Source organism: Stenotrophomonas sp. FW305-C-20-S1 (genome assembly GCF_058783335.1).
Genome location: NZ_JBYTEK010000003.1, coordinates 50037 through 76269, shown reverse-complemented (window position 1 = coordinate 76269; position 26233 = coordinate 50037). Strand labels below are relative to the sequence as shown.

26 protein-coding genes and 1 tRNA gene are annotated in these 26233 nt (G+C 66.1%); 16 read left to right on the top strand and 11 right to left on the bottom strand.

Annotated elements, in window-relative coordinates; all coding sequences use genetic code 11:
* Positions 1-164: 164 nt before the first annotated feature.
* From AC3WTC_RS03205 to AC3WTC_RS03195, 3 genes are all read left to right on the top strand, one after another.
* On the top strand, positions 165-803 hold the full coding sequence (locus tag AC3WTC_RS03205; protein WP_088100247.1) for a hypothetical protein: 639 nt from the start codon (positions 165-167) through the stop codon (positions 801-803).
* The gene (locus tag AC3WTC_RS03200) at positions 800-2272 is read left to right on the top strand and encodes an XVIPCD domain-containing protein (RefSeq protein WP_140227305.1); all 1473 of its coding nucleotides are present in this window, start codon (positions 800-802) and stop codon (positions 2270-2272) included. The genes AC3WTC_RS03205 and AC3WTC_RS03200 overlap by 4 nt, the downstream gene beginning before the upstream one ends.
* A 221-nt stretch (positions 2273-2493) precedes the next feature.
* Positions 2494-2964: a hypothetical protein gene (locus AC3WTC_RS03195; RefSeq protein WP_140227306.1), complete on the top strand. Its 471-nt coding sequence runs from the start codon at positions 2494-2496 to the stop codon at positions 2962-2964.
* A gap of 59 nt (positions 2965-3023) precedes the next feature.
* Here AC3WTC_RS03195 and AC3WTC_RS03190 read toward each other — a convergent pair.
* Both AC3WTC_RS03190 and AC3WTC_RS03185 read right to left on the bottom strand, forming a co-directional pair.
* Positions 3024-3113: transfer RNA gene (locus AC3WTC_RS03190), tRNA-Ser, on the bottom strand.
* 85 nt (positions 3114-3198) lie between these two features.
* Positions 3199-4191, bottom strand: coding sequence for a LysR family transcriptional regulator (locus AC3WTC_RS03185; RefSeq protein ID WP_025878750.1), 993 nt, complete (start codon positions 4189-4191; stop codon positions 3199-3201).
* 122 nt (positions 4192-4313) lie between these two features.
* Here AC3WTC_RS03185 and AC3WTC_RS03180 point away from each other — a divergent pair, with 122 nt between their 5' ends.
* Both AC3WTC_RS03180 and AC3WTC_RS03175 read left to right on the top strand, forming a co-directional pair.
* Positions 4314-4901 carry an FMN-dependent NADH-azoreductase gene (locus AC3WTC_RS03180; protein WP_492710540.1) on the top strand — a complete coding sequence of 196 codons (588 nt, stop codon included), beginning with the start codon at positions 4314-4316 and terminating at the stop codon, positions 4899-4901.
* 130 nt (positions 4902-5031) lie between these two features.
* Complete coding sequence (locus AC3WTC_RS03175; protein ID WP_492710538.1) at positions 5032-5382, top strand: SH3 domain-containing protein; 351 nt, start codon at positions 5032-5034, stop codon at positions 5380-5382.
* 275 nt (positions 5383-5657) lie between these two features.
* Here the strand turns inward: AC3WTC_RS03175 and serS are convergent, their stop codons facing one another.
* Complete coding sequence (gene serS / locus AC3WTC_RS03170) at positions 5658-6938, bottom strand: serine--tRNA ligase (RefSeq protein WP_140227344.1); 1281 nt, start codon at positions 6936-6938, stop codon at positions 5658-5660.
* Between the two features lie 113 nt (positions 6939-7051).
* Between serS and AC3WTC_RS03165 the strand changes: the two genes are divergently transcribed.
* Together AC3WTC_RS03165 and AC3WTC_RS03160 are read left to right on the top strand one after the other, a co-directional pair.
* A complete protein-coding gene (locus AC3WTC_RS03165; RefSeq protein WP_025878754.1) occupies positions 7052-7696 on the top strand; it encodes an energy transducer TonB in 645 nt (214 codons plus the stop codon).
* A gap of 118 nt (positions 7697-7814) precedes the next feature.
* Positions 7815-8384, top strand: coding sequence for an energy transducer TonB (locus tag AC3WTC_RS03160; RefSeq protein WP_059064579.1), 570 nt, complete (start codon positions 7815-7817; stop codon positions 8382-8384).
* 156 nt (positions 8385-8540) lie between these two features.
* Here AC3WTC_RS03160 and aroA read toward each other — a convergent pair whose 3' ends face one another.
* From aroA to AC3WTC_RS03140, 4 genes are all read right to left on the bottom strand, one after another.
* A complete protein-coding gene (aroA, locus tag AC3WTC_RS03155; RefSeq protein ID WP_492710535.1) occupies positions 8541-9848 on the bottom strand; it encodes a 3-phosphoshikimate 1-carboxyvinyltransferase in 1308 nt (435 codons plus the stop codon).
* A 74-nt stretch (positions 9849-9922) separates the two neighbouring features.
* A complete protein-coding gene (gene pheA, locus AC3WTC_RS03150) occupies positions 9923-11113 on the bottom strand; it encodes a prephenate dehydratase (RefSeq protein WP_025878757.1) in 1191 nt (396 codons plus the stop codon).
* 51 nt (positions 11114-11164) lie between these two features.
* Positions 11165-12250 carry a 3-phosphoserine/phosphohydroxythreonine transaminase gene (gene serC / locus AC3WTC_RS03145; RefSeq protein ID WP_492710533.1) on the bottom strand — a complete coding sequence of 362 codons (1086 nt, stop codon included), beginning with the start codon at positions 12248-12250 and terminating at the stop codon, positions 11165-11167.
* Between the two features lie 235 nt (positions 12251-12485).
* Positions 12486-13295 carry an FHA domain-containing protein gene (locus AC3WTC_RS03140; protein ID WP_481446295.1) on the bottom strand — a complete coding sequence of 270 codons (810 nt, stop codon included), beginning with the start codon at positions 13293-13295 and terminating at the stop codon, positions 12486-12488.
* A 125-nt stretch (positions 13296-13420) separates the two neighbouring features.
* On the opposite strand from AC3WTC_RS03140, the gene AC3WTC_RS03135 reads away from it, so the two are divergent.
* The 3 genes from AC3WTC_RS03135 (at position 13421) to AC3WTC_RS03125 (ending at position 15524) form a co-directional block, all read left to right on the top strand.
* The gene (locus AC3WTC_RS03135) at positions 13421-13696 is read left to right on the top strand and encodes a polyhydroxyalkanoic acid system family protein (protein WP_025876985.1); all 276 of its coding nucleotides are present in this window, start codon (positions 13421-13423) and stop codon (positions 13694-13696) included.
* 81 nt (positions 13697-13777) lie between these two features.
* Complete coding sequence (locus AC3WTC_RS03130) at positions 13778-14269, top strand: phasin family protein (protein ID WP_025876984.1); 492 nt, start codon at positions 13778-13780, stop codon at positions 14267-14269.
* Positions 14270-14507: 238 nt separating this feature from the next.
* Positions 14508-15524 (top strand): restriction endonuclease, encoded by a 1017-nt coding sequence (locus AC3WTC_RS03125; protein ID WP_025876983.1) that lies wholly within the window; start codon positions 14508-14510, stop codon positions 15522-15524.
* 46 nt (positions 15525-15570) lie between these two features.
* Here the strand turns inward: AC3WTC_RS03125 and AC3WTC_RS03120 are convergent, their stop codons facing one another.
* The 4 genes from AC3WTC_RS03120 to AC3WTC_RS03105 form a co-directional block, all read right to left on the bottom strand.
* On the bottom strand, positions 15571-15963 hold the full coding sequence (locus tag AC3WTC_RS03120) for a type II toxin-antitoxin system HicB family antitoxin (protein WP_100436547.1): 393 nt from the start codon (positions 15961-15963) through the stop codon (positions 15571-15573).
* Between the two features lie 9 nt (positions 15964-15972).
* Entirely contained in the window at positions 15973-16155 is a 183-nt protein-coding gene (locus AC3WTC_RS03115) for a type II toxin-antitoxin system HicA family toxin (protein WP_080278327.1), read from the bottom strand.
* Between the two features lie 86 nt (positions 16156-16241).
* On the bottom strand, positions 16242-16970 hold the full coding sequence (hutC, locus tag AC3WTC_RS03110; protein WP_059064582.1) for a histidine utilization transcriptional repressor HutC: 729 nt from the start codon (positions 16968-16970) through the stop codon (positions 16242-16244).
* 28 nt (positions 16971-16998) lie between these two features.
* Positions 16999-18369, bottom strand: a complete 1371-nt coding sequence (locus AC3WTC_RS03105) for a formimidoylglutamate deiminase (protein ID WP_492710528.1) — start codon at positions 18367-18369, stop codon at positions 16999-17001.
* Between the two features lie 67 nt (positions 18370-18436).
* Here AC3WTC_RS03105 and hutI point away from each other — a divergent pair, with 67 nt between their 5' ends.
* From hutI to AC3WTC_RS03075, 6 genes are all read left to right on the top strand, one after another.
* A complete protein-coding gene (gene hutI, locus AC3WTC_RS03100) occupies positions 18437-19660 on the top strand; it encodes an imidazolonepropionase (protein WP_431602117.1) in 1224 nt (407 codons plus the stop codon).
* Positions 19657-21198: a histidine ammonia-lyase gene (hutH, locus tag AC3WTC_RS03095; protein ID WP_032976261.1), complete on the top strand. Its 1542-nt coding sequence runs from the start codon at positions 19657-19659 to the stop codon at positions 21196-21198. Before hutI ends, hutH begins: the two co-directional genes overlap by 4 nt.
* Positions 21195-22049 (top strand): N-formylglutamate deformylase, encoded by an 855-nt coding sequence (hutG, locus tag AC3WTC_RS03090; RefSeq protein ID WP_032976262.1) that lies wholly within the window; start codon positions 21195-21197, stop codon positions 22047-22049. Before hutH ends, hutG begins: the two co-directional genes overlap by 4 nt.
* On the top strand, positions 22046-23713 hold the full coding sequence (hutU, locus tag AC3WTC_RS03085) for a urocanate hydratase (RefSeq protein ID WP_033831466.1): 1668 nt from the start codon (positions 22046-22048) through the stop codon (positions 23711-23713). The genes hutG and hutU overlap by 4 nt, the downstream gene beginning before the upstream one ends.
* 150 nt (positions 23714-23863) lie before the next feature.
* Positions 23864-25300 carry a serine hydrolase domain-containing protein gene (locus AC3WTC_RS03080; protein ID WP_492710524.1) on the top strand — a complete coding sequence of 479 codons (1437 nt, stop codon included), beginning with the start codon at positions 23864-23866 and terminating at the stop codon, positions 25298-25300.
* Positions 25301-25396: 96 nt separating this feature from the next.
* Positions 25397-26197 (top strand): restriction endonuclease, encoded by an 801-nt coding sequence (locus AC3WTC_RS03075; protein WP_492710522.1) that lies wholly within the window; start codon positions 25397-25399, stop codon positions 26195-26197.
* Positions 26198-26233 lie beyond the last annotated feature (36 nt).

Below are 26233 nucleotides of genomic sequence, written 5' to 3'. Positions count from 1 at the left end.
CCAGGTCTGGCGCAAGGCGCCGTGTCCCACAACGGAACCCCGTGTCGGGCCCACAAGCGATCAGGCAAGCCCTGTCTGCGGTTTCACGCTTTGAGAACCACGCTCCGTAGTCGCCCTGTACAAGCCTACCCCCGTAGTACTTCAATCAGCGACATGGACCGCTCATGCTGAAATTTCTTCCAGCTCTTCCACACGTGGCATTGATCGCGTTGATCACCCTGGCCGTTCCGGGCTGCAACAAGGAACGCTCGTACCCGGTCTACCGCGAGAATCCCGCACCCAAGGATGCGCTGCCGATTGTGATCCGGGTCCATGACGCGCCTGTGGACGTCCCAACCCCAAAAGTAACCGTCTTGTACGAGATAGACCCGCTTTGCCTCCCCCCGATCAACAACTACGAGGGCGTGCATTACGAACCTAAGTGGCACTCTGTTCAATTGCAGGTACAGCGCGTCAGCCCAACCGATTTCACCACCACAGCGTTCAAAGATGGGATGGCGGTCGCTGACTATTACGGGCGTGGCCCATGCAAATGGACGCCAAACACCCTGCAAGCTGCATTCCCAATGATCATTGATGGGCGCTCAATCTACGCAACAGTCGGCGTCTCTTTCCGGAGAATTGAAGAGGAAGGAGGCTCTACTACTTACGTAGAGAAGGCACTAAAACCCCTGATCCCAGGGCAGACACCTGAACGGGCGTGGACATTGTCTAAGACTATGTTCGATAAGCGCCCACTCGCTGATCACCCGAAGTACTTCCCAATTGAGATCTCCACACGGATTCAAGGAGACGCTCCATGAACCCTATTACCAGCGCCACGCTCTCGGACCATGCCTACAATGAGCTATCTCCGGATGCTACGTCCGTCACCATTGCAGGAATCGAGTACGAGATATTGGCTAGACGGGATTCCAGCACCGGCTACCAAGGTATTGTCTATCGCAAAGTTGAAACCGACGAAGTCATCATTGCCCATCGCGGCACCGAGTTCGATCGTCAGGCACTGCTTGATGGCGGCATCGACGCTGCGATGGTTACCGCGAGAATCAACGCACAACTCGACGACGCCCTGGCACTGACCCGGCAAGCTATCAAGCTGACCGATGAAAGGGGGATTGGGGCCGTGTACGTCACCGGCCATTCACTGGGTGGCGCGCTCGCACAGATCACTGCACACCATTACAACCTCCCTGGCGATGCCTTCAATCCTTACGGTGCTGCCGGGTTGGCGTACCGCATGCCCGAAGGCCAACCCGCCAATGCGGCGCCCTTCACCAACCATGTGATGGCAGGCGACCTGGTCAGCGCTGGCGGCCCGCACTACGGCAAGGTTGAGATGTACGCGCTCCCGAAGGAACTCGAGGTTCTTCGCAATGCCGAGCAGGGCCAACGCGTCGCGTCCCTCATAGCACCCGGATTGAGGAGCGGCCACGCCATCTCCGCTGCCGTGGCGGTCCAGCTGGGTGACTCCCATCGAATGGTTCATTTCCTTGACCGCATGACCGACAAGGGGCCAGTGCAGTCCGTGTTGGATGACCCCAATGCCCGGGTTACAGATCCTGAAGACCTGCGCCGGATTGCCGACTATCGCAGTGACATCCATCAACTGCGCGCGGGAGTCACGGTGCTTGCAGGCGGTGGACCTGGCCTCCTGCGCGACGGGATCAATTACCTGCGTGGCACCGAGGATGCAGGCGCATACGCTCGCCGCGAGGCCGAAGCGGAGCAGCAGCCCCGCATTGCGCTCAAACCCGGTGAGCGAATGGCACAGGACTCAACTGAGAAGGGCTCTCCCTCTCTCAGCAATCCGGGCTTCTCTCCCAAGAGCCCGTTGCAGCAAAGCATCGAATCCACCTTGGACAAGGCAGGTTTGGATCCCAGGAAGGAAGGCCACCCCGACCATTCGCTCTACCTGCAGATTCGCGACGGCGTATCCGCCGTGGATGCCAAGCACGGGCGCAGCTTCGATGAAACCAGTGAGCGGGTAACAGCCAGCTTGCTGGCAACGGCCAAGAGCAACCGGCTGGAGCGCGTGGATCATGTGGTACTGGGCAACCCGCCCAGCAACGAGTCTGGCCCGCGCATGTTCGTCGTGCAGGGCGAACTCAACAACCCGGCACACCTGCGCGCATCGGTGGCGGTCAGCGAGGCGGTCAACACGCCCGTAGAGCATTCGCTTGCCAAGGTCGAGCAAGTTTCGCAGGCTCAGCAGGTCGCGCAGCACGACCACGCCCAGGAGCAGACGCAAGCGGCGATGCGCATGGGCTGAATGCAGTCATTCGAAGGCGGTGTGGATCGATACCCCTCCCGGCAGAATTCATCAGCGAAACACCCATCTGATAGTCAAACTCAGAGTTACTTAAGGCGACCTGCTGGCGAAAACCGACGTTCCTGTAGAGCCATGGACGACGGTACCTCAGCTTCCTGTAAAGTCGCGCCAACAGAGCGAGCTTTCGCGCTGGGACAGGTCTTTTCTACAGGGAGGGAAGCATGTATCGCAGAACCGCCAAGATCATGATGCGTACCGCGATGTGCGCCGTTCCACTACTGGCCACGAGCTGCGCCTTGCCTACTCGGCAGCCCGAGGTCGCTGACGTAAGGCCAGTGCCCGCTGAGCGGGCATTCCCCCTGGCCGATCAGGGGCCTTCAACCGGCAATGTCGTAGTGACACGCGATATAGGTGCGATCAACGGAATGTGCGCCGTGGGCGTCATGGTTGACGAAAAGATGGCCGCCCATCTCAACACTGCTGAAACGGTGACGTTTGCCTTGAAGCCAGGTCGGCATCTGATGACCGCAACGGTGCTTGAGGCCCCCGGCCTGTGCGCGCTGGGCGTGACCAAGGCTGCGATCGCCAGGCGACGCTCCATCGAGATCCTCGTGGATGTGGACACCACGCGGAAGTATCGGCTTTCCTATCCGACGGTTGATTCTTCTCCGGTGATCGAGCCTGCGTTCTGACGACATTGTGTCGTTGCTGCACAAATGCAAACGCCCCTTTCGGGGCGTTTTTGCATTCTTGGCGGAGAGAGTGGGATTCGAACCCACGGAAGGTTTAACCCTTCGCCGGTTTTCAAGACCGGTGCCTTAAACCGCTCGGCCATCTCTCCGTATCGGCCCAGCCTGCTGGCCGGGCACGCATTCTCGCACGGCCGGGCGATTTGCCCAAGACCGTTGTTCCGTCGGAGGCAGGCCTCAGCCCGCGTCCACCGCCAACGCACCCAGCGCACTGGCCTTGATCCGCTCCTTGGCCTTCTCGCAGGCGCCACCGCAATCCAGGCGCGAGGCCTCCAGCTGCGGCGGCAGGTGTTCGGCCAGGAAGTCGATGAATACCCGCACCGCCGGCAGCAGGCCGCGACGCGAGGCGAACACGGCATGGCACACGCCCTGCGGCAGCGACCAGTCCGGCAGCACCACTTCCAGCTCGCCGTTGCGCACGGCATCGGCGCAGACGGTTTCCGGCAGCATGGTGATGCCGAAACCGTCCTTCACCATGCTCTGCAGCAGCGGGAAGTCAAAACCGGCCACGCGCGGCTGCAGGTCCACCCGGCGCACCGCGCCTTCCGGCCCATGCAGTTCCCAGCGCTGGCGCGCTTCGTCCTCGCTGATGCTCAAGGTGACATGGTTCGCCAGCTCTTCCGGGTCCTTCGGGCGACCGGCGCGGTCCAGGTACTTCGGGCTGGCCACCAGCAGTTCCTGCACCTGGCCGAAGCTGCGCATCACCAGGCTGCCGTCGTCATCCAGCCGCGAGCGCACGCGCAGGGCCACGTCGTAGCCTTCGTTGATGATGTCCACGCGGCGGTTGCTGATGTTCAGCTGCAGCCGCACCTTCGGGTACTGCTCGAGGAACTTGGGCAGCAGCTTGGGCAGCTGCATCTGCGCCAGCGACACCGGCACGCTGGCGCGTACCAGGCCGCGCGGCTCGGCGCTGAGGCGGTCCACCACCTCGCGCGCGGCCTGCGCCTCGGCCAGCATGGTCTGGGCGTGGCGGTGCACGCTGGTACCGACGTCGGTGACGGCGAAGCGGCGCGTGGAGCGCTGCAGCAGGCGCACGCCCAGGTCGGTTTCCAGCTGGCTGATACGGCGGCTCAGGCGCGACTTGGGGATGCCCAGTGCGCGCTCGGCGGCGGCGAAACCGCCGTGGTCGACCACCATCGCGAAGTAGTACAGATCATTCAGGTCATGCATACCCGAGTTCCATTGGTAGAACAATACGTGGCATTCAACCACCTTTATCCCGTCGATGCAACAACCTATCGTTCTCTCCGTCGGCGGCAAGCCCGCCACCTCTCCCGAACATAGGTACTGCCATGAAGCTTCTGCACATCGACGCCAGCGTGCTTGGCGACAACTCCGTCTCCCGCCACCTGACCGCCGCCGTGGTGGCCCAGTTCAAGCAGCAGATCAACGGCCTGCAGGTTGATTATCGCGATCTTGACGCCAATCCGGTACCGCATCTGCGCAGCGGTTCGCTGGCCAAGACCGACCCGGTCGAGGCCGCTGATGCTGAACAGGTGCTCGAGCAGTTCCTGGCCGCAGACATCGTGGTGATCGGTGCGCCGATGTACAACTTCAGCGTGCCCTCCACCCTGAAGGCCTGGATCGACCGCGTGGCGGTGGCCGGGCGCACCTTCAAGTACACCGAGAACGGCCCGGTGGGCCTGGCCGGTGGCAAGCGGGTGATCGTGGTCAGCAGCCGTGGCGGCATCTATACCGATTCGCCGGCGGATTTCCAGGAGCCCTTCCTGCGCCAGACGTTTGCCTTCTGGGGCATCAACGACATCGAGTTCGTGCGTGCCGAGGGCATCGCCTATTCGCCGCAGCATCGCGAAGACGCCATTGCCGGTGCACTGGCAGCGCTGCCGTCGCATGAGACGGCGGAAGTGGCAGCGGCGTAACACGTTCCAGCGTTCGGCGCCTCTCTCCCTCGTCTGGGCGCTGAACGCGGGCCGGGATCCCCTCCCCCATCCCGGCCCACCCTGGCGGCCCTGCTTTTGCGGGGCCGCTTTTTTTTGCCACCATGGGGCAATGGACTACATCGTGATGGCTGCGCACCGCAGCGAATTTCCGCACCCGATCACCCTGCACCGTGGGCAGGCGCTGGTGGTGGGCGATCGTTATGAGGGGCCCGAGGGTTGGGAGGACTGGTTTCTGTGCGAGGCCGAGGGACAGCAGCCGGGGTTCGTGCCGGCGCCGGTGATCGGTCGCGATGCGCAGGGTGGCGCGTTTGCCACGGAGGATTACTGCGCACGGGAGCTTGATGTGGACCCGGGGCAGCACCTGCGCGGCGTGCGCACGCTCAATGGGTGGGCGTGGTGTGTGCCGGCGGCTGGCGAGGCCGGTTGGGTACCGCTGGAGAAGCTGCGCATAGCAGGTTGATGGATTGCGTCATCCACGCATGGCGTGGATCTACTGCAAAGCCCAAGCCTCCAGCGCGTGGATGCCACACCGCCTCAGTAGATCCACGCCATGCGTGGATGCAGCATCGCTTCAGTAGATCCACGCCATGCGTGGATGCAGCGTCGCGTCAGTAGATCCACGCCATGCGTGGATGCCGCACCGCCTCAGTAGATCCACGCCATGCGTGGATGCGGTGCCGACATGGCCGGCACCCATCAAAAGGCCGCCGGGCATGGCCCGGCGCTACCGGCTGATCAGCCGATGGTTTCGATGCCGCCCATGTACGGGCGCAGGGCTTCGGGCACGGTGATGCTGCCGTCGGCGTTCTGGTAGTTCTCCATCACCGCGATCATCGCGCGGCCGACGGCCACGCCCGAGCCGTTCAGGGTGTGCGCCAGCTCCGGCTTGCCGGTGGCCGGGTTGCGCCAGCGGGCCTGCATGCGACGGGCCTGGAAGTCACCACAGTTCGAGCACGAGGAAATCTCGCGGTAGGTCTCCTGCGACGGCAGCCAGACTTCCAGGTCGTAGGTCTTGATGGCCGAGAAGCCCATGTCGCCGGTGCACAGCAGCACCTTGCGGTACGGCAGGCCCAGCTTCTCCAGCACCACTTCGGCGCAGCGGGTCATGCGCTGGTGCTCGGCGTCGCTGTCTTCCGGGCGGCAGATCGAAACCAGCTCGACCTTCTCGAACTGATGCTGGCGGATCATGCCGCGCACGTCGCGGCCACCGCTGCCGGCTTCGGAACGGAAGCACAGCGAATGGGCGGTCATGCGCAGCGGCAGGCGCTCGGCGTCGAGGATCTCGTCGCGGGCGATGTTGGTCAGCGAGATTTCCGAGGTCGAGATGAGGTAACGCTTCTGCTCACCCAGCTGGGTGATGAACATGTCCTCTTCGAACTTGGGCAGCTGGCCGGTGCCGTACAGGCTGTCGGCGTTGACGATCACCGGCACGTTGGTTTCCTGGTACTCGTGCTCGCCGCTGTGCAGGTCGAGCATGAACTGGGCCAGGGCGCGATGCAGGCGGGCGATCGGGCCACGCAGCACGGTGAAGCGCGAACCGGACAGCTTGGCGGCGGTCTCGCCGTCCAGCCACTTGTTGCGGGCGCCCAGTTCGACGTGGTCGAGCACCTTGAAATCGAACTGGCGCGGCGTACCCCAGCGCGACTGCTCGACGTTCTCGCTCTCGTCGGCGCCGGCCGGTACGTCATCGGCGGGAATGTTCGGGATGCCCATGGAGATCGTGTCGATCTTCTCGCGCAGCTCGTCCAGGGCCACTTCCGAGGCCTTCAGCTCATCGGCGAACGCGGCAACCTCGGCCATGATGGCCGAAACGTCCTCGCCCCTGGCCTTGGCCTGGCCGATGGCCTTGGAGCGGCTGTTGCGCAGGCTCTGCAGCTCCTGGGTACGCACCTGGATGCGCTTGCGATCGGCCTCCAGTGACTCCAGGGCAGACACGTCGAGCTCGAAGCCGCGGCTGGTGCGCAGGCGTTCGGCGAGGTCGGCGGGCTGGTGGCGGAGCAGGGCTGGATCAAGCATGGCAGGCGTCGTGGTGGGTAACAGGAACGGGATTATCGCCTGTTATACGGAATTCTGCCGCCCGGTTCATTCCGGCCGTGGCAGAATCGAGGCATTCCGTACTGGTCTGGTCCATGTCTGCTCCCCGTCCGTCGCCTGCCAAGTCGTTCACCGTGCATATCCCGCGCAACGCCCTGAAGATCGCCGGCATCGCCTTCGGCGTGGGCATCCTGCTGTTCGTGCTGGTCTGGCTGACCGGACGCGACAAGGAATTCTTCCGTGCCGACCCGGCCGCGCAGACGCCGCAGGAAACCGCCCAGGTGGAACCACTGCCCGAACCCCTGGCCGCAGCGGCCGGTTCCAGCGACATGCCAGACGCCAAGCCGGCCCCGGTGCCGGACGAAGAAGATGCGCCGAAGCTGGTGGAAACCGCCCCGCCGCCGCCACCGGCCACGGTTGAACCCGCTCCGGCCGCGCCGGGCACTGCGGCACCGGCAACCGCCAATGCGCAGCCGATGCCGATTGCCGGCCAGTCGCCGCCGCCCGCCTACCCGGCCGCCGCCCTGCGACGCGGTGAAGCGGGCAGCGTGGTGGTGCGGGTGGAGGTGGACGCCACCGGCTACCCGAACAACGTGACGGTGATCCAGCGCAGCGGTTCGCGTGAACTGGATCGCGCGGCAACGGACGCGGTGCGTCGCTGGCGCTTCAGCCCGGCGGTCAGCAATGGCCAGCCGGTGCCGGGCAGCATTGAAGTGCCGTTCGACTTCAAGCCGCAGTAACTGAACGCTTCCCCGCAGAAAAGCTGAACCTTGCAGGTTGCGTTGACGCAATGCTGACACGCTGCGACGCCGCCTCGGGCAACACTCTGGGCGTCGTTACTGACGTGAGGAGTTTGCGATGACTGCCACCACCCACGAGAACCTTCATTCGCCGCAACTGCAGCAGGACGGCGCGCTCGAGCCGCGCTCGACCTCCCCTTGGCTGTGGCTGGCCCTGATTGTGGCGATGTTCGCCGCAGCACTGGTCTGGCTGCGCTTCTCCAGCCATGACGACGTTGCGCCTGCGCCGGTAAGCGAGCGCATGCTGCCGGCCACGGAAGCCCCGGTTGCCACCACGCCCGCCCCCGCTGCGCGGCAGGCCGCGCCCGCGCAGAGCGAGCGCAAGGCAGCCCCGGCCGTACGCAACCGTGAGGCGCGTCCGCTGGCCAGCAACAGCAAGCCGAACTATCCGGCCGCCGCGCTGCGCAGTGGCGTGCAGGGCAGCGTGGTTGCCAGCTTGAACGTGGATACGCGTGGCAACGTGACCGACGCTGCGATCGTGTCGCGCAGTGGTGAGCGCAGCCGCGACCTGGACCGTGCCGTGCTGAACACCGTGCAGGGCTGGAAGTTCGAGCCGGCCATGCATCAGGGCCGTGCGGTGGCCAGCGTGGTTCGCGTGCCGGTGGATTTCCGTACCGAACAGCGTTGATCACCGGCTGACGCCTGAAATGAAAACGGAGGCCTCGGCCTCCGTTTTTTTTCGCGCGCGTTGGGATTCCGCCGGGCATGGCCCGGCGCTACCGGAACAGGCGCCGAAGGGTAGCGCCGGGCCATGCCCGGCGCGCGCAGCGGCGCCGGGACTACCTCAGGCCAGGTTGAAGCCGGCGCTGCGAGCCAGTCCGTCGAAATCCGGGAAGGACGTTGCGACGTTGGCGATGTCGTTGATGCGCACTTCGCCGTGGCTGATCTGGCCGGCAATGGCGAAGGCCATCGCGATGCGATGATCACCGTGGCTTTCAATGGTGCCATTGCCCAGCGATACGCCGCCGTGCAGGGTGGCGCCATCTTCGGTTTCGTCCACCTGCATGCCCAGCGCGCGCAGGCCGGTCGCCATCGCGGCCAGGCGATCGGATTCCTTCACCCGCAGTTCGGCGGCGCCGGTTACCACAGTCTGGCCTTCGGCGGCAGCAGCGGCCACGAACAATGCCGGGAACTCGTCGATCATGTCCGGCACCAGCTCCTCGGGAATGCGCGCACCCTTCAGCGGCGCGTAGCGCACCAGCAGATCGGCCACCGGTTCGCCGCCCTGCTCTGCCGGGTTCTGTTCGGTGATGTCCGCGCCCATCAGGCGCAGCGCGTGCAGCAGGCCGGTACGGCGCGGATTGAGGCCGACCTGCTTCAGGCGCAGTTCGGAGCCGGGAATGATGCTGGCCGCGACCAGGAAAAACGCGGCCGAGGAGAAGTCGGCCGGCACCACGATATCGGTCGCGCGCAGGCGCTGGCCACCACGCAGGCGGGCCTTGCCCGGCGAGAACGCGATGTCCACGCCGAACGCGGACAGCATGCGCTCGGTGTAGTCCCGGGTCGGGTGCGGCTCAGTGACGCTGGTTTCGCCGTGCGCGTACAGGCCGGCCAGCAGCACGGCGGACTTGATCTGCGCACTGGCCACCGGCGAGGCAAAGTCGATGCCGTGCAGCGTCTGCCCGCCATGCACGTGCAGCGGCGGCGTGCCGTCTGCCTCGGTGTCGATCTTCGCGCCCATCTGCGACAGCGGACCGGTGACGCGGCGCATCGGACGGCCGGACAACGATTCGTCGCCGACCAGCGTGCAGTCGAATGCCTGACCGGCCAGCAGGCCGGCCAGCAGGCGCATGCCGGTGCCGGCATTGCCACAGTCGAGCGGTGCGCTGGGTGCCTGCAGGCCATCGATGCCGACGCCGTGCACGACGCGCTGCGACGCACTGGGGGTTTCGATGCGCACGCCCAGCTGGCTGAAGATGCGCGCGGTGGCGCGGGTGTCTTCGCCTTCCAGGAAGCCTTCGATATGCGAGGTGCCATCGGCCAGCGCGGCGAACATCACCGAGCGGTGCGAGACCGACTTGTCGCCGGGAATGGTCAGGCTGCCCTGCAGGGGCTGGCCCTTGCGGGCGATCCAGTGCTGCGCGTTGCTCATCGTTGAATGGTTCCGTAAACGCCGGCTCGCCGGCGGTGCATCAGGGGCGGCGGCCGCAGCCGCCGCAGCAGGGATCAGGGCACGGCTACCGGATAGGAGCCAAGCACCTTGATCTGCGCCGAGTGCGCTTCCAGTTCGGCCAGTGCGGCCTGCATCGGCGCGTCGTCGATGTGACCGGCCAGGTCGATGAAGAAGCCGTATTCCCACTTGCCGTGGTGCGAGGGACGCGACTCGATGCGGTTCATGCTGATGCCATGGCGCGCGAACGGGCTGAGCACATCGAACAGCGCGCCGGGCTTGTCATGGATGAACACCAGCACCGAGGTGCGGTCATGGCCGGAGGTCGGGAAGATGTTGCGCCCCACCACCAGGAAACGGGTGGTGTTGTCGGCATCGTTCTGGATCGGCTTGGTGACGACCTTCTTCAGGCCGTACACATGGCCGGCGCTCTCGCCGCCAATGGCCGCGGCATCGTCGGCATTGCGTGCACGGCGCGCGCCTTCGGCGTTGCTGGCCACCGGGATCTTCTCGGCCTTGGGCAGGTTGGCGCGCATCCATGCCGAGGTCTGCATGAACGACTGCGGATGGCCGTAGACGCGCTCGATGTCCTCGATGCGGCCACTGCGCGACATCAGGTACTGCTGCACGCGCAGTTCCACTTCGCCGCAGATCTTCAGGTTGGAGGTGAGGAACATGTCCAGGGTGATCTGGATGGTGCCCTGCCCCGAGTTTTCCACCGGCACCACGCCGAAATCGGCGTTGCCCGCTTCCACTTCCTGGAACACTTCTTCGATGCTGGCCATCGGCAGGCCCAGCGCCGAGCGGCCGAAGTGCTTGAGCACGGCCTGCTGGCTGAAGGTACCTTCCGGGCCGAGGTAGCCGATCTTCAACGGCTCCTGCTGGGCCAGGCAGGCCGACATGATTTCGCGGTAGACGTGCACCAGCAGCTCATCGCTGAGCGGGCCTTCGTTGCGATCCACCACCATGCGCAGCACCTGCGCCTCGCGCTCGGGGCGGTAGTAGTCGACGGCAGCGGCGAGCTTGCCCTTGGCCTTGCCGACCTGGTGGGCGAACTGTGCGCGTTCAGCGATCAGGCTCTGGATGTCACGGTCGATCTGGTCGATCTTCGAACGCACATCGGCCAGTGCCAGTGGCGCCAGGGTGGGCACTGCGGTTGCCTTCGACTTGCCCTTGGGCTTGGAAGTGGCGCTGTCCTTGGCCGGCTCGGCCTTCTTCGACGCCTTCTTGCTGGGTTTGCTTGCCATCGGAATTCCTTGTTGCGGGGCGCGCACCCGACGATGCGCGCCGTTCATTGCTCAGCCGTGACGCTGCTGGAAATCGGCCATGAAGGCGACCAGCGCCTCCGCCCCGGCCAGCGGCATGGCGTTGTAAAGCGAGGCGCGGATGCCACCGACCACCTTGTGACCCTTCAGCGCCAGCAGGCCGGCGGCCTTGGCATCGGCGACGAAACGGGCATCGAGGTCGGTGCTGGGCAGGAAGAACGGGATGTTCATCCGCGAGCGCGCCGAATGGGCGACCTCGTTGAGATAGAAGCCGCCGGAGGCATCGATGGCGCCGTACACCAGCGCGGCCTTGGCGGCGTTGCGCTTGGCGAACTCGACCACGCCACCTTCGGCCAGCATCCACTTGAACACCAGACCGGCCAGGTACCAGTTCCAGGTGGGCGGGGTGTTGAGCATGGAATCGCGGGCGACGTGCGAGCGGTAATCGAAGATGTCCGCGCGTGGCTGGCCAGTACGCTCCAGCAGGTCGCGACGGATGATCATCACCGCGATGCCGACCGGGCCCAGGTTCTTCTGCGCACCGGCATAGATGACACCGTAGCGGCGCACATCCAGCGGCTCGCTGGCGATGGATGAACTGAAGTCGGCCACCAGCGGCACGTTGCCGGTCTCGGGCACATCACGGAACTCGACGCCGTGGATGGTCTCGTTGGCAGTGATGTGCACGTACGCGGCATCGGGAGAGAGCTGCCAACCGGCGCGCTCGGGCAGCTGGCGATACCCTTCGGCCTCGCTGCTGGCGGCGATGTTGACGTCCACATAGGGGCTGGCCTGCTTGACCGCGGTCTTGCCCCAGTGGCCGGTGACCACGTAGTCGGCACGCTGGCCGGGGCTGGCGAAGTTGAGCGGGATCAACGCCTGCTGGGTGGTGGCACCACCGGGCAGGAACAGCACCGCATAGTCCTCGGGAATGTCGAGCAGGCGACGCAGGTCGGCCTCGGCCTCGGCGGCCACGGACATGAACTCCGGACCGCGATGGCTCATTTCCACGATGGAGGCACCGCTACCGTGCCAGTCCAGCATTTCCGCCTGCGCCTGGCGCAGGACCGATTCCGGCAACGTTGCAGGGCCGGCACTGAAGTTGAACGCGCGCGTCATGGCACACCTGTGGGGCAAGACCCCTAGTATGCCGCACTGCACCAGCCTTGCGGCCTTGTGGCGCAAGGGAAATTTGGTTGCATCCGTATCCATTGCCGCGGCGGCACTGGTAGTGCCGGCCGCTGGCCGGCAACTGCAATCACCTTGGTTCACCGAGGTTGCCGGCCAGCGGCCGGCACTACCCAAAGCGGGTTGGTCCGGGCGGTAGCTCCGGGCCATGCCCGGCGGAACGAGTTCAGCGCGCGCCGAACCAGAGCAGCAGGCTGAGCACGGCTGCCAGCAGCAATGCACTGCCCAGCAGCCAAGGCCAGCGCCGCACCCGACGCGGGGCGACCGGCACCACCGGTGCCTGTTCGGCTTCGTCGCTGCCTTCGTCATCGGCCAGTGGCGGTCGCCGGCGCGGGTCGTGCGGCACTTCCAGCACGAACCGGTGCTGACCGTCGAACACGACCTGGTCGCCCGCCTGCAGCCAGCAGTGGCGTACGGCAACGCCGTTGACCCGGGTGCCATCGGCACTGCCCAGGTCGCGCAGCAGTACCCGCTCGCCATGGACTTCCACCCGCGCGTGCTGTTCGGCGAAGGCGGGCTCATCGATCTCGATGTCGACATCGTTGCCACGGCCGATCACCCGCGCGCGCGACAAGGGGTAGCTGCGGCCGTGGTGCAGGCCGCCCACACCGCGCAGCAGGCGCTGCTCGTCACCGCTGCCTTCGACGTTGGCTGCCGGCGCCGGTGCCTGCAGCAGGGTGTCGACCTCGCCTTGCAGGACCATTTCCACGCCATCGACGTAGACCGCGTCGCCCGCCCTCAGCAGGGCCATGCGCCGCACCGGGCGACCATTCACATGGATGCCACGGATACCGTTGCCGACCTGCAGCCAGAGGCCGCGGTCGTCCATGCAGAACTGCGCAAGCAGCAGCGCGCCGTTGCCGGCATCACCGAGGCGCACGCTGCCGTTTGCCTGGCGCACGATGCGCTGCACCCCGGGCCGCAGCGGCTGGTCGGGCTGTTGTTGTTGACTGAAGTGAACTAGCAGGTTCTGCACGCGGCGCAGACTAGCAGGTTGGCCGCCCACGAAGAAGAACCTGCGATGAGCGCTTGGCGTGGGCGCCGTCGATGCGCACAATGCTCGCCCTCTCAATTGATCCCCGCCCTGCGCCAGGAGCCTGCATGTCCACCATCGATGTCCGCCACGCCCACACCCTGCCCGACACCCAGGCACGTGAAGCGATCGAGCAGGTTGCCGCCAAGCTGGGCGAACGCTTCGGCCTGAAGTCGTCGTGGGCCGCCGACGTGCTGAATTTCTCCGGCAGTGGCGTGGACGGTGCGATCGAACTGCAGCCGGGCGCGGTGCGGGTCACGGCCAAGCTGGGCTTCCTGCTGTCGGCAATGAAGGGCATGGTGGAAAGCGAGATCCAGCGCGTGTTGAAGGAAAAGCTGGGCTGAACCTGCGCTGCGGCCATCACGGCCCAGCAACGGCGCGCCGCGCTACTCTCGGGGATAGGCCCAACTCCCACGGGGAATGCAATGAACCGTTACGAGAATGACGATCGCCGCGACGACGATGCCGGCTTCGGCGACCAGGCAGAACGCTTTTCGCGCAAGCTGAGCGATTCGGCACAGCAGGTCTGGCTGGCTGGTCTGGGCGCCCTCGGGCGCGCGCAGGCAGAGGGAGGCCGTTTCTTCGATGGCCTGGTGAAGGAAGGCGAAGCCTGGGAGGCCCGCCGCCGTGAACGCAGCGGCGAGCAGGAACCGGGCTGGCGCGACAACGTCGAGCACTCGCTGGACGAAGCCCGCGAGAAGGCGTCCGGAACCTGGGACAAGGTCAACAAGGCCTTCGATGACCAGGTGCAGGGCGTACTCAAGCGACTGCACGTGCCGACCGCCGATCAGGTGACCGCGCTGGAAGCCCGCATCGATGCCCTGACCGCGCGCCTGGCCAAGCTCGAACACCGTGCCTCCACCGACGTGGACGCCCCCTCGCCGGGCAGCCATCAGTCGCCGGGCAGCACGCCCTGAACCGCCTTTGTTGCAACGCAATAAATTTTCGTTGACAATCGCGTAGAACCCGCCAATCGCTTCGGCTGCCGTTTGTTCCCTCCCCTCACGGCTTCAGGATTGGCGGGTTTTTTCGTGTCTGGCGCATGCAGATCTGCGGGCTGCATCACGGTTGTTGTCGGGAACACCCTGACGCAATCAACCGGTCGGCCCTTTACACTGTGGGCTTCCGTTTTCGCCCCTTCCGTCGTCGCCCTGCATGCTTCCCTGGATTCTGGCCCTGCTGTCGGCCCTGCTTACCTGCACCCTGGCCACCGTGTACCTGTGGTGGTTCAAGCGTCGACGTACCGAAATGCAACTGGGCCTGCAGGCCCTGGCGGGCATGCACTGGCGTGAGTTTTCCACGCTGATCAAGCGCATGCTGCGCGAGCAGCGCGGCCTGCGTGAACTGCAGGATCCGAGCGAGGAAAGCCGTGAGCCGAGCAGCGATTTCCTGCTCAGCGATGGACCGAACACCTGGCGGGTATCGTGCAAGCACGGCCTGGCCTATCGCATCGGCACCGCTGCGGTGAACGAACTGGGTGCTGCCGCGCGGCTGGCAGGCGCCAAGGGCGGCATGCTGATCACCGAAGGCCGGGTTGAACGCGATGGCCTGGGCGCGGCGGAAAAGCAGGCAGTGGAAGTAATCGATGGTCCGCGCCTGTGGCCACTGCTGCAGCCCTACCTGCCGGCCGATGTTGAGACCCGCGTGCGCGCGATCGCCCGCCATGAGGCGCTGCGCCGCATCGCCATTGCCGCACTGGCCTCAGTGACGCTGGGCCTGCTGGTCGGGCTTGGCCTGCAGGGCCTGCGCCCGGAACAGGCGGACTCGGTCCCAGCACCGGCCGTTGCACCTGTAGCGCCGCCGGCTGCACGTCCTGTGCCGACGCCCGCCGCGCCGGAAAGCGCCGCGAATGCGCCCGCTCCCATGGTCGCCGCAGCCGCGGCGCAGAATGGCGACGACACGCGCAGCAATCCCAACCCGGACGCTGCCACGCTGGACCGCTACCAGGCCGAACTGGCCCGCGCGCTGGCGGGGCAATCCGGTATCGCCAGCGGCGTCTGGCTGACCCGGCAGACGCTGGCCATCAACCGCACCGGTGAACTGGAAACGGTGTGGCCACGCGTGTGCCAGGAAGTGCTGCGCTACCCCGCCCTGCGCAACGTGCGCGTGCAGCTCAACGCCCGCCCCGGCGTGGATGAGCCGGTGCGCTGGCGGCAGTGCGCGACGTATTGATGGGCTGCCGGGTGTAGCGGCGGGCGCGTGCCCGGTCGCCGTATCGTCAGCCCCGTGATGCCAGGTGCGCGATGTAACTGGAGCGCGACTCGCCGGCCGCCTTGGCCTGCGCATCCAGGCGCGCAAGGACACGGCGCGGCAAGCTGATGTTGACGCGCTCAATGGTGTCATCCAGCAACGAAGGGTCGATGCAGATGTAAGCGAGGATCCACCCTGCTGCAGCTCCGGCCTCGGCTACCACCTTCTGTGGCGATGAAGGGCGTGGAATCGAGCGGCCGGCATCCAGCGCGGCGTCGATCCATGCCAGTGCCGCCTCTTCGGCAGACGTCAATGCATCGTCGAGTGTGTCGGCAGCCGAGAAGCAGCCAGGCAGGTCCGGCACGATCACGCTCCACGCGGTGCGTTCATCACCGGCCTCGATCAAGACTGGATATCGCATGAGGGCCTCCTACGTCAGTCCCGCAAGCTTCCGCAGTGCCTGCACCAACCCTCTTCCCAGATCCTTTTTGGGATGAGGAACGGTGATGATGTGAGGCCGGTACGGATGCACGAATACATGATGGGATCCGCGGATCCGGTTGCAGTACCAGCCCGCCGCTTCCAGCTCCCGGATGAGGTCCCTGCTTTTCATGCAGGAACCATACACATCGTACACACGCACCGACAGAGCGCAAGACGACAGAGCCTGCAACGCCACGGCGAATGGGATGTCCGCCCCTATCGCGCCCCAGGCGCGAAACGGGCGACCAGATCCCAGGCATCGCCCAGGAACATCTGTCGCACGCGGGTGATCGGCTGTTCGCCGCGCCAGGTCAGGCGCTCGATCACCAGGCAGGCGGTACCGGGCTTCACGTCCAGCAGCTTGGCGGTGGGCGCATCGGCGCCCCAGGCGCTGATGCGGTGCTGGGCGCGCGTCCACGACACGTTCTGCAGCAGCCAGCTGCCCGGCGCGGTGGTGCTGAAATCCACCTCCAGCACCTCGGGCACGCCGACCGGGCTGATCAGGCGATGCTCCAACGCCAGCGGCCGGCCATCGGCCAGATGCAGGCAGCGCATCGCCAGCAACTGCTCACTGCCGGCCAGTTCCACTTCGCCGGCATTGGCTGCCTCGGCCAGGCGCAGTTCACGCTGCAGCAGCCGGTAGCCGTACTGATGTCCGCGCGATCCGACCTCCATTGCGATGTCAGGGATCTCCAGCGCCACCTGCTCCAGATGCGGTGGCTGCCGAGCCACGAAGGAGCCCGCTCGGCGGCGGCGCTCGATCATGCCGCTCTCGGCCAGCGCCGTCAGCACCTTGTTCACCGTCATCCGCGAGCAACCGTACTGCTCCATCAGTTCGTGCTCGTACGGGATACGGAAGCCCGGCGCCCACTCTCCGCTGAGGATGCGGCTTTCCAGGTCGCTGCGGATGCGCTGGTTGAGCGTGGCGGACTTGCTGGCCTTCACGTGGTGGAGTCTCGATGGTGGGAGGCGATCAGCCCAGCACGCCACGCAGGGCAGCGGCGAAGGCGCTGGTGATGGCCTCGCGCTGCAGGTGGCGGCCGTCGGCCACGCACTGGCGGCCATGGCGCCAGACCGATCGCAGCGCGCCATTACGTGCGGCGAACACCCAGCTGTCAAGCCATGCGTCACCGTGTCGCGCCTGCAACGCGGGGTACGCGGCATCCAGTTCAACCATGTCTGCGCTGGCACCCACCTGCAGGCCGGCAGCCACGCCAAGCGCCTGGGCACCGCCCTGCAATGCCCCTTCAAACAGGAAGCGCCCGGTGCTGCGGCCGGCATCCGGGGCCAACACGTTGCGACCTCGCAGGGCCAGCCGCTGGCCGTATTCCAGCAGGCGCAGCTCTTCTGCGGCATCGATCAGCACGTTGGAATCGGAGCCCACGCCGAAGCGTCCGCCCTCGCGCGCGAAGGCCTGCATCGGGAACAGGCCGTCGCCCAGGTTGGCCTCGGTGATCGGGCACAGCCCGGCCACGGCCTTGCTGGCGACCATCTGCTCGCGCTCGTCGTCGGTGATGTGGGTGGCGTGCACCAGGCACCAGCGCGCATCCACCGGGGCATGCTCGTACAGCCACTGCACCGGTCGCCGGCCACTCCACGCCAGGCAGGCCTCGACCTCGCGCACCTGCTCGGCGATATGGATGTGTATCGGGCCATCGGTCAGCGGCAGCAGTGCGCTCAGCTCCTCGCCCGTCACCGCGCGCAGGCTGTGCGGGGCGATGCCCAGCACCGCATCGGGCAGCGTGGCCAGCGCGGTGCGGGCGCCATCAAGCAGCTGCGCGAACCCGTCTACGTCATGGATGAGGCGGCGCTGTGCCGGGTTCGGCGGCGCCCCACCAAAATCGGCGTGGGCGTAGAACACCGGCAGCAGGGTCAGGCCGATGCCGGTCTGCGCGGCCGCAGCAGCGATCTGCACACTCATCTCGGCGCGATTGGCGTAGGGGCGGCCATCGGCATCGTGGTGCAGGTAGTGGAATTCGCCGACACGGGTGAAGCCGCTTTCCAGCATCTCCATGTAGGCCTGGGCGGCGATGGCCTGCACTGCATCCGGGCGCAGATGGGCCAGGAAGCGGTACATCAGTTCACGCCAGCTCCAGAAACTATCGCCGTCGCCGCCACCGATCTCGGTCAGGCCGGCCATGCCGCGCTGGAAGGCGTGGCTGTGCAGGTTCGGCAGGCCCGGTACCAGAATGCCCACGCGGGTATCGCCCTGCTGCGCAGCCTGCCCACGCGTGACCTCGGCGATGCGCCCGTCCTGCACCTGCAGGCGGACGTCGGCGGCCCAGCCGTCGGACAGCAGGGCATGGGTGGCATGGAAGGAGTGCGCGGAACGCGAATCGGACATGGCTGGACAACCCGAATTGGACGCCTATATTGTATAGACATATAAGCACAGCCGCGTTCTGGATGCCATGCACGTCGATACCCTCTGGTCCAACGTCCACCTGATGACCCTCGATGGCGAGGGCCTGGGTGTCCTGCGCGATGGAGTACTGGCCGCCTCCGATGGCCGCATCGTGCACGTCGGCCCCGCCGGCAGCGATGCCGACCTGCAGCCGACCACCCGCATCGACGGCGAAGGCCGATGGATCTCGCCTGGTCTGATCGATTGCCACACCCACCTGGTCTACGCCGGCAACCGCGCCAACGAATTCGAGCAGCGCCTGCAGGGCGTGAGCTATGCCGAGATCGCCCGTGCCGGTGGCGGTATCGTCTCTACGGTGCGCGCCACCCGTGCTGCCTCGCCAGAGCAGTTGGCACGCGAGAGCCGCCCGCGCCTGCTGGCGATGCGCGCCGAAGGCGTAACCACCATCGAGATCAAGTCCGGCTACGGCCTGACCCTGCAGGACGAGCGCAAGCAGTTGCAGGTGGCACGAGCGCTGGGCGAGGAATGCCGGGTGAACGTGGTGCCGACCTTCCTCGGTGCGCACGCGGTGCCGCCCGGTCGCGAGGCGCAGGAATACACCGATGAGGTGTGCGAGGTGATGATTCCGGCCATCGCTGCAGAAGGCCTGGCCGAGGCCGTGGACATCTTCTGCGAGAACATCGCGTTCTCGCCGGCGCAGGCCCGCCAGGTATTCGACGCTGCGCGTGCGCATGGTCTGGCGATCAAGATCCACGCCGAACAACTGAGCAACCAGCATGGCGCCGAACTGGCGGCCGGTTTCGGCGCGCTGTCGGCGGACCATATCGAACACCTGGACGACGCCGGCATCGCCGCGATGGCCGCCGCCGGTACCGTCGCCGTGCTGCTGCCGGGCGCGTTCTACTTCACCCGCGATACCACCCTGCCGCCGATCGCCGCGCTGCGTGCGGCCGGCGTGCCGCTGGCACTGGCCACCGACAGCAACCCCGGCACCTCGCCGCTGACCAGCCCGCTGCTGGCAATGAACATGGGCGCCACCCTGTTCCGCCTGACCGTGGACGAGTGCATCGCCGGCTTCACCCGTGAAGCGGCGCGTGCGCTGGGCCATGGCGAGCGCATCGGCCGCCTGGCCGTCGGCATGGACTGCGACCTGGCGATCTGGGACATCGACGCCCCCGCCGACCTGGTCTATCGCATTGGATTCAACCCGCTGCACGCGCGCGTGGTGCGCGGACAGCCCGACCTGCCTGCCTCCTGGAGCAACACATGAGCAACACCCTGGTTCTTCGCCCCGGCCATGTCACCCTCGCCCAGTGGCGGCAGGCGTATCGCGGTGCGCCGCTGTCGCTTGACCCGGCCGCGTTGCCGGCGGTGCGTGCCAGTGCCGCAACGGTGGCTGCCATCGTCGCCAAGGGCGCACCGGTGTATGGCATCAACACCGGTTTCGGCAAGCTGGCCAGCGTGCGCATCGAACGCGAGGACCTGGCCACCCTGCAGCGGAACATCGTGCTCTCGCATGCCGCGGGCGTGGGCGAGCCGATGCCGGCGAATGTGGTGCGGCTGATGATGGCGTTGAAGCTGGTCAGCCTGGCCCAGGGTGCTTCCGGCGTGCGCGAGGAAACGCTGCTGCTGCTGGAAGCAATGCTGGTGAAGGGCGTGCTGCCGGTGGTGCCGGCGCAGGGCTCGGTCGGTGCCTCGGGCGACCTGGCACCGCTCTCGCATCTGGCCAGCGTGATGATCGGCGTCGGCGAGGCCTTCGTCGGCGAAGAACGCCTGCCCGCCATGGACGCACTGGCTCGCGCCGGCCTGCAGCCGGTGGAACTGGGCGCGAAGGAAGGCTTGGCCCTGCTCAACGGCACCCAGTTCTCCACCGCGTACGCACTGGCCGGTCTGTTTGAAATTGAAACGGTGTTCCAGGCCGCACTGGTCACCGGCGCGCTGTCGGTGGAAGCGGCCAAGGGCTCGGATACGCCGTTCGATCCGCGTATCCATGCGCTGCGTGGCCAGCGTGGGCAGATCGCCACCGCCGCCACCCTGCGCACGCTGATGCAGGATTCGGGCATCCGCGAATCGCACCGCGACAACGACGTGCGCGTGCAGGACCCGTACTGCCTGCGTTGCCAGCCGCAGGTGATGGGCGCGGCGCTGGACATCCTGCGCCAGGCTGCGACCACGCTGGAAATCGAAGCCAACGGCGTGTCCGACAACCCGCTGGTGTTCACCGATACCGGTGAGGCGCTGTCCGGCGGCAACTTCCACGCCGAGCCGGTGGCCTTCGCCGCCGACATGCTGGCGATGGCCGTGTGCGAGATCGGCTCGATCAGCGAGCGCCGCTTGGCGATGCTGGTCGACCCTGCGCTGTCCGGTCTGCCAGCCTTCCTGACCCCGCGCCCGGGCTTGAACTCCGGCTTCATGATTCCGCAGGTGACCGCCGCTGCGCTGGTCTCGGAAAACAAGCAGCGCGCCTACCCCGCCAGCGTCGATTCGATTCCCACCTCGGCCAACCAGGAAGACCACGTGTCGATGGCCGCGCACGGTGCGCGCCGCCTGATGCAGATGGCCGAGAACGCAGCCAACGTAATCGGTATCGAGCTGCTGGCCGCTGCGCAGGGCTGCGACTTCCATGCGCCGCTGCGCTCCAGCAAGGCACTGGAAAACGTGCGCGCCACGCTGCGTGCACAGGTGCCGATGTTGCAGGACGACCGCTATTTCCACCCGGACATGGTGATCGCAACCGATCTGGTCCGCAGCGGCGCATTGGCCAAGGGTCTGGCCGAGCTGTTGCCCACGGTGGAACCGCAGGCATGAACGGCCATCCCGAATGGCTGACCGTGCACGAAGGCGACGCGCCGCTGATCGTCAGCTTCCCGCACACCGGCAGCGAGCTGCCGCATGACCTGATCGGCGATTTCCACTCGCCGTGGCTGGCGCGCCGCGATGCCGACTGGTGGGTGCATGAGCTGTACGACTTCGCACGCGGCATGGGCGCGACCACCGTGCGCTCGGCAATCTCGCGTTCGGTGATCGACCTCAACCGCGACCCCAGCGGCGTGTCGCTGTACCCGGGGCAAAACACCACCGGCCTGTGCCCGCTGACCACCTTCGACAACCAGCCGCTGTACCACGCCGGTCGCGAGCCGGACGACGCTGAGATTGCCCGGCGCCGCGACACGTATTTCGCGCCGTACCACAACGCACTGGCCACGCAGATCGCACGCCTGCGTGCACGCCACGGCACCGTGGTGGTGTACGACGCGCATTCGATCCGTTCGCACATCCCGCACCTGTTCGAGGGCGAGTTGCCGCAGTTCAATCTCGGCACCGCCGGGCCGTCCGGTGCACCGGACACCTCCTGCGACAACGCACTGAGCGATGTGGTGGAGAACCTGCTGGCGCTCAGCGGCATGAGCCAGGTGCGCAACGGCCGCTTCAAGGGCGGCTGGATCACCCGCCACTACAGCAGCATTGCCGGTGGTGTGCACAGCCTGCAGATGGAACTGGCCTGCCGCGGCTACATGCACGAACCACTACCCGACCAGGTGGACGAGCACAGCTGGCCCACCCCGCTCGACCCCGAACACGCCGCACCGCTGCGCCACACCCTGGCGCAGGTGCTCAATGCCTGCCTTGAATTCGCTACGAACCGGAGCGCCGCATGACCCGCAACGACCCGTCCCGCACCATTGCCGCACCGACCGGCACCACGCTCACCGCCAAGAGCTGGCTCACCGAAGCGCCGCTGCGCATGCTGATGAACAACCTGCACCCGGACGTGGCCGAGCGGCCGCAGGAGCTGGTGGTGTACGGCGGCATCGGCCGTGCCGCACGCGATTGGGAGAGCTTCGACGCCATCGTCGAAACCCTCAAGCGCCTGGACGATGACCAGACGCTGCTGGTGCAGTCGGGCAAGCCGGTGGGCGTGTTCCGCACCCATGCCGATGCACCGCGCGTGCTGATCGCCAACTCCAACCTGGTGCCGCGCTGGGCCAACTGGGATCACTTCAACGAGCTGGATAAGAAAGGTCTGGCGATGTATGGGCAGATGACTGCCGGCAGCTGGATCTACATCGGCGCACAGGGCATCGTCCAGGGCACCTACGAAACCTTCGTGGAAATGGGCCGCCAGCATTACAACGGCAGCCTGGCCGGCAAGTGGCTGTTCACCGGCGGGCTGGGCGGCATGGGTGGCGCGCAGCCGCTGGCCGCGGTGATGGCCGGCGCCTCCTGCCTGGCGGTGGAATGCCGCAAGAGCAGCATCGAGATGCGCCTGCGCACCGGCTACCTGGATACCTGGACCGACGATCTGGACGAGGCCCTGCGCCTGATCGAAGAATCGTGCACCGCCAAAAAGCCGCTGTCGGTGGGCCTGCTCGGTAACGTTGCCGACGTGCTGGACGAACTGCTGATCCGCGGCGTGAAGCCGGACCTGCTGACCGACCAGACCTCCGCCCACGACCCGGTGAACGGCTACCTGCCGCAGGGCTGGACGGTGGAAGAATGGGATGCCAAGCGCGTGACCGCCCCGAAGGAAGTGGAAAAGGCCGCGCGTGCGTCGATGGCCAACCACATCCGCGCCATGCTCGGTTTCCACTCGCTGGGCGTGCCTACCGTGGATTACGGCAACAACCTGCGGCAGATGGCGCTGGAAGAAGGTGTCGAGGATGCGTTCGATTTCCCGGGTTTCGTGCCGGCCTACATCCGGCCGCTGTTCTGCCGTGGCATCGGCCCGTTCCGTTGGGCGGCGCTGAGCGGCGACCCGGAAGACATCGCCAAGACCGATGCCAAGGTGAAGGAGCTGATTCCGGACAACCCGCACCTGCACCGCTGGCTGGACATGGCCGCCGAGAAGATCAAGTTCCAGGGCCTGCCGGCGCGCATCTGCTGGGTCGGTCTGGGCGATCGTGATCGACTGGGCCTGGCCTTCAACGAGATGGTGGCCAACGGTGAACTGAAGGCGCCGGTGGTGATCGGCCGCGACCATCTGGACAGCGGCAGCGTGGCCTCGCCGAACCGCGAAACCGAAGCGATGGCCGACGGCTCCGATGCTGTGTCCGACTGGCCGCTGCTGAATGCCCTGCTCAACACCGCCAGTGGCGCGACGTGGGTGTCACTGCACCATGGCGGCGGCGTGGGTATGGGCTTCTCGCAGCACGCCGGCATGGTGATCGTCTGCGATGGCACTGAAGCGGCGGCCAAGCGCATTGCACGCGTGCTGTGGAACGACCCAGCCACCGGCGTGATGCGCCATGCCGATGCGGGGTATGAGATCGCGATTGAGTGCGCGAAGGAGAAGGGTCTGGATCTGCCGGGCATCCTCGGCTGACCCAGCACCCGGGTAGTGCCGGCCGCTGGCCGGCTCTTCCTGATGGCCATCGCTCTGGTGGATGCCGACCTTGGTCGGCACAACCCTCCTGGCTTGACCCTATCCCCCGCCGTGACCAAGATGCGCCATCGCCGCTGACGGATCACCGCGATGTACCGCACGCTCGCTGCTGCATTGCTCTGTGCCTTGGCCATCGCCCTTCCCGCCTCGGCGCGTGACGTCCCTGCCGGCCTTTCTTCCCAGCTCAACACCCAGCTCCAGGCCAACCGCGAACGCTACGGCATCGCCGGCCAGGCGGTGCTTGTCGCACACAACGGCCAGGTGCTCTACCAAGGCGCCAGCGGTGAGCGCGACCCGGCCACCCACGCGCCCACCACCGTCGATACCATCTTCGCTGCTCAGTCGATGGCCAAGCTTCTGACCAGCACGCTGGTGATGCAGCTGGTCGACCAGGGCAAGGTGGATCTGGATGCCCCCGCCAGTCGTTATGTGCCGGACCTGCCGACCGCGTGGCAGGCCATCCACGTGCGTGACTTCCTCAACCACAGCTCTGGCATCGGCGAATACTACGACCGCGTGGACAACCGCTGGGTGAGCAAAGGCTACCCGGGCGTGGCACCCGATCTTGCTGCTGCGTTGAAGGTGGCCGGTTCGGCGCCGCTGCAGTTCAGAACCGGCAGCCGCGTGCAGTACACGCAGGCCAACTACCTGGTGCTGACTGCGTTGCTGGAGGCGCAGTACCGCCAGCCCTATCCGGTCATTGCACGCGAACGCATCCTGCAGCCGCTGAAAATGACCAGCACCTCGTGGGGAGCAGCCAGCGTGCCGGCGCAGCGCGCGGCAATGCCGTACATCGGCAAGGACGGCCAGCTGCAGCCGGCCAATGAAGATCCATGGCCGAACTACGGTTGGGGCCACGCCGATCTGCAGACCACCGTGGGCGACATGAACCGTTTCCTGCAGGCACTGGCGACCGGCAAGCTGGTGCGCACTGCCACGCTGGAAGCGCTGTGGCAGCCACAGACACTGACCGGCGGTGGCAGCAACTTCTTCTCCACCGGCTGGGATACGACCCGCAGCGATGGCTACACACAGGTCGGCCACGACGGTGGCACCCGCGTGCGCGCGCGGCTGGCCTTCAAGCGCACGCTGGCCAGCGGCTACTGGGTGTTCGTGTACCTGACCAATGGCAGCGCCCGCAATGTCTGGTCGAGCACGCTGGTGGAAAGCACGATGGTAGTGGCTGCGCCAGGCGAGTTTCCGCATGCAGCACTGTCCGAACGTTTGATCGGCTATGCCTTGACCGGCGACAGCAGCAGTGAAAGCAGCCTGCGTGCGTGGCTGAGCGAAAGCAGTGGCATTGCATCCGACGAACTGGAGCGGGCCATCAATGCAACCGGCTACGCGATCCGCAACAATCTGGGCAACCGGCCCGCGCTGAAGGTCTTCGCCCTCAACACGGCCCTGTATCCCACCTCGGCCAATGCCTGGGACAGCCTTGCCGAATGCCATGCTGCGCTCGGTAACGCTGAGATGGCCAAAACGCTATACGCCAAATCAAAAGCACTGGTGAAATCCGCTTTGTAGAGTCGAGCCTCTTCTACTGGAATTTGCTGTGGGGCACACCGGAAAACCAATCGGAAGGCTCGACTGAACAATGGCGAGCACGTCGGAGAAAAATGCATGGGACGCAGGCGCAACAGTCTTCTGGATGTCATGGCCACATGGCCGTGGTACATCAACGCAGCGGTGGGCGGGCTCGGCTTCGCCACTCTGCGCTGGTTGTTACCGGCTTGGCGCCAACCTGTCACTGCCCCCACTGGCGACATCCTCCTTCAGGTTCTTGCCCAACCGGTATTTGCCTGGGCCTGGTTGGCGATCTGCATGCTTGCCACCTTGCTTTCCTTGGCTGGCGCCTATAAGCGACGCCAGCTGCTGGATACCCGAACCGGGTTGGAAAGCCTGGCCACGACGGGCTGGCGCAACTTCGAGCTTCTTGTCGGCGAAGCCTTCCGGCGCCAAGGCTATGCAGTCGAAGAAACCGGACTGGGCGGCGCGGACGGTGGCATCGACCTGATCCTGCGACGCAACGGCAAGCGCACGCTGGTGCAATGCAAGCAATGGCGACGGCAGCAGGTAGGCGTGACGGTCGTGCGCGAGCTTTACGGGCTGCTCGCGCACCACAAGGCGGACGCGGCAATGGTTGTCAGCTCGGGCAAGTTCAGCCGTGATGCCCAAGCCTTCGTGGCGGGCAAACCCGTCGCATTGGTGCCCGGCGCCGAGCTACTGCGGATGATCCGCGAAGTGCAGACTCGGCCGATCACCGAACCGTTGGAACGGCTGGAGCCAACCCTGGCAACGCCCACGCAAGCCGCAACTGCCGCGACCTGCCGGAAGTGCGCTGCGCCGCTGGTTGAGCGCAAGAACCGGACTACTGGCGAGTTGTTCATGGGATGTAGCCGATTCCCGGCCTGCCGGGGGTGACGTACGGCATCTGACCTGTTAACTTTCGCGCCTGTT

Bases quoted from the DNA above. Each gene is read 5' to 3' on its own strand.
- AC3WTC_RS03205 (WP_088100247.1), top strand. From the start codon at position 165: ATGCTGAAATTTCTTCCAGCTCTTCCACACGTGGCATTGATCGCGTTG.
- AC3WTC_RS03200 (WP_140227305.1), top strand. From the start codon at position 800: ATGAACCCTATTACCAGCGCCACGCTCTCGGACCATGCCTACAATGAG.
- AC3WTC_RS03195 (WP_140227306.1), top strand. From the start codon at position 2,494: ATGTATCGCAGAACCGCCAAGATCATGATGCGTACCGCGATGTGCGCC.
- AC3WTC_RS03185 (WP_025878750.1), bottom strand. From the start codon at position 4,191: ATGCATGACCTGAATGATCTGTACTACTTCGCGATGGTGGTCGACCAC.
- AC3WTC_RS03180 (WP_492710540.1), top strand. From the start codon at position 4,314: ATGAAGCTTCTGCACATCGACGCCAGCGTGCTTGGCGACAACTCCGTC.
- AC3WTC_RS03175 (WP_492710538.1), top strand. From the start codon at position 5,032: ATGGACTACATCGTGATGGCTGCGCACCGCAGCGAATTTCCGCACCCG.
- serS (WP_140227344.1), bottom strand. From the start codon at position 6,938: ATGCTTGATCCAGCCCTGCTCCGCCACCAGCCCGCCGACCTCGCCGAA.
- AC3WTC_RS03165 (WP_025878754.1), top strand. From the start codon at position 7,052: ATGTCTGCTCCCCGTCCGTCGCCTGCCAAGTCGTTCACCGTGCATATC.
- AC3WTC_RS03160 (WP_059064579.1), top strand. From the start codon at position 7,815: ATGACTGCCACCACCCACGAGAACCTTCATTCGCCGCAACTGCAGCAG.
- aroA (WP_492710535.1), bottom strand. From the start codon at position 9,848: ATGAGCAACGCGCAGCACTGGATCGCCCGCAAGGGCCAGCCCCTGCAG.
- pheA (WP_025878757.1), bottom strand. From the start codon at position 11,113: ATGGCAAGCAAACCCAGCAAGAAGGCGTCGAAGAAGGCCGAGCCGGCC.
- serC (WP_492710533.1), bottom strand. From the start codon at position 12,250: ATGACGCGCGCGTTCAACTTCAGTGCCGGCCCTGCAACGTTGCCGGAA.
- AC3WTC_RS03135 (WP_025876985.1), top strand. From the start codon at position 13,421: ATGTCCACCATCGATGTCCGCCACGCCCACACCCTGCCCGACACCCAG.
- AC3WTC_RS03130 (WP_025876984.1), top strand. From the start codon at position 13,778: ATGAACCGTTACGAGAATGACGATCGCCGCGACGACGATGCCGGCTTC.
- AC3WTC_RS03125 (WP_025876983.1), top strand. From the start codon at position 14,508: ATGCTTCCCTGGATTCTGGCCCTGCTGTCGGCCCTGCTTACCTGCACC.
- AC3WTC_RS03120 (WP_100436547.1), bottom strand. From the start codon at position 15,963: ATGCGATATCCAGTCTTGATCGAGGCCGGTGATGAACGCACCGCGTGG.
- AC3WTC_RS03115 (WP_080278327.1), bottom strand. From the start codon at position 16,155: ATGAAAAGCAGGGACCTCATCCGGGAGCTGGAAGCGGCGGGCTGGTAC.
- AC3WTC_RS03105 (WP_492710528.1), bottom strand. From the start codon at position 18,369: ATGTCCGATTCGCGTTCCGCGCACTCCTTCCATGCCACCCATGCCCTG.
- hutI (WP_431602117.1), top strand. From the start codon at position 18,437: ATGCACGTCGATACCCTCTGGTCCAACGTCCACCTGATGACCCTCGAT.
- hutH (WP_032976261.1), top strand. From the start codon at position 19,657: ATGAGCAACACCCTGGTTCTTCGCCCCGGCCATGTCACCCTCGCCCAG.
- hutG (WP_032976262.1), top strand. From the start codon at position 21,195: ATGAACGGCCATCCCGAATGGCTGACCGTGCACGAAGGCGACGCGCCG.
- hutU (WP_033831466.1), top strand. From the start codon at position 22,046: ATGACCCGCAACGACCCGTCCCGCACCATTGCCGCACCGACCGGCACC.
- AC3WTC_RS03080 (WP_492710524.1), top strand. From the start codon at position 23,864: ATGTACCGCACGCTCGCTGCTGCATTGCTCTGTGCCTTGGCCATCGCC.
- AC3WTC_RS03075 (WP_492710522.1), top strand. From the start codon at position 25,397: ATGGGACGCAGGCGCAACAGTCTTCTGGATGTCATGGCCACATGGCCG.